Source organism: Vibrio sp. Isolate22 (genome assembly GCF_022398115.1).
Taxonomy (GTDB): Bacteria; Pseudomonadota; Gammaproteobacteria; order Enterobacterales; family Vibrionaceae; genus Vibrio.
This window is the reverse complement of sequence record NZ_JAKEUW010000141.1, coordinates 1-1244: the sequence shown is the minus strand read 5'-3', so window position 1 is coordinate 1244 and position 1244 is coordinate 1. Positions and strand designations below refer to the sequence as shown.

Here is a 1244-nt window from a genome sequence, read left to right as displayed (position 1 = left end):
ATCCTTGAGGTGTCTGGTGATGGCGCTTACGACACGAGAGCGTGTCACGCTGCTATTAAGATTAAGGGAGCCATTGCGCTTATTCCCCCAAGAGAAGGGGCAGCCTTCTGGGAGCGTGGTCACCCTCGAAATCTCGCCGTGGGTTGCCAGAAATTATACGGCTCAAATAAGTATTGGAAAGAGCGGTATGGATACCACAAGCGTTCACTCTCAGAAACAGCGATGTATCGAGTTAAACAGTTGTTAGGAGGGAAACTGAGCTTAAGAAATTACAATGCCCAGGTGGGTGAAACTTACGCGATGATAAAAGCGTTGAACAAGCTTACTAGGTTAGGTATGCCTAAAACTTGTCGTATTGACTAAGAAATACGCGAAACGGGTTGGCTCTATATCTAAATTTAATTACGCAACAAAGCCCTCAATAACGCTCTCTTGTATCGGGTAATTACGCTTTAGTACATTCAACTTCTTCGGAGTTGGTATTAACAAAACCAAACATCTTGATATAGTTCCGCAATAAAGCATAGGCAGCGAACATAATTAATTAAATTATCATTTATTTATTATATAGCTCATTACTTATAACTCTACTTTACACATCACCTTCTGATATGTGTTTAATACATCATATAAACACCTTAAACGTGTGAGCTTGGCGCATATCGTTTAGCAAGTAACAAGTCTGAAGTTAAAGTGTGAAGTGCTCATGCCAGAAAAGATCAATAACATCTGGTATTTAAGTAATGAGCTTGCTATGAATTATATTGCGGTAAGATAAGTTCGAGTCATGTCGATGTACTAGATAGCCCGAAACAGACAATGCTCGCTTCTATACAGCTCTCACGCCACGTTATCCCTAACAGAAACGCATACGTGGTATATAAGCAGAAACGCCACACATGGCATCGGGTGTTGTCTATAGGTTCAGGATCTGAGGAGAGTGAAGTGTCTGTACATCGATGAACAAGTAAAAACGGCGAATTACACGTACAAAAAAGGTTCATCGCGGCTTTCCGGGGAAAGCCGCTTTTATCTTCAAGAAGAAGTAGTCTGTATCTCGATACCCATACCCCATTCGCTTGATTAACTTTATTTTGTTGTTTATCCCTTCCAATGTGCAGGTGTTGAGCGGATAACTTGCCGATCCAATAATACCGTGAAGATAAGGCCTCAGTTTTCGTGCGAACTCTTTCAATGGCTTAATTCCACTTTCTTGCACTTGTGCCCACCATACCTCCACCTCC

2 protein-coding genes are annotated in these 1244 nt (G+C 41.7%); one reads left to right on the top strand and one right to left on the bottom strand.

The features are described from left to right. Nucleotides 1–363, top strand: a 363-nt coding sequence (locus L1D55_RS27280; protein WP_345772800.1) for a transposase, incomplete at its 5' end; no start/stop codon positions are given. A 637-nt stretch (nucleotides 364–1000) separates the two neighbouring features. Here L1D55_RS27280 and L1D55_RS27275 read toward each other — a convergent pair. After that, nucleotides 1001–1244: transposase (locus L1D55_RS27275; protein ID WP_239919511.1), on the bottom strand; the 244-nt coding region annotated here is incomplete at its 5' end.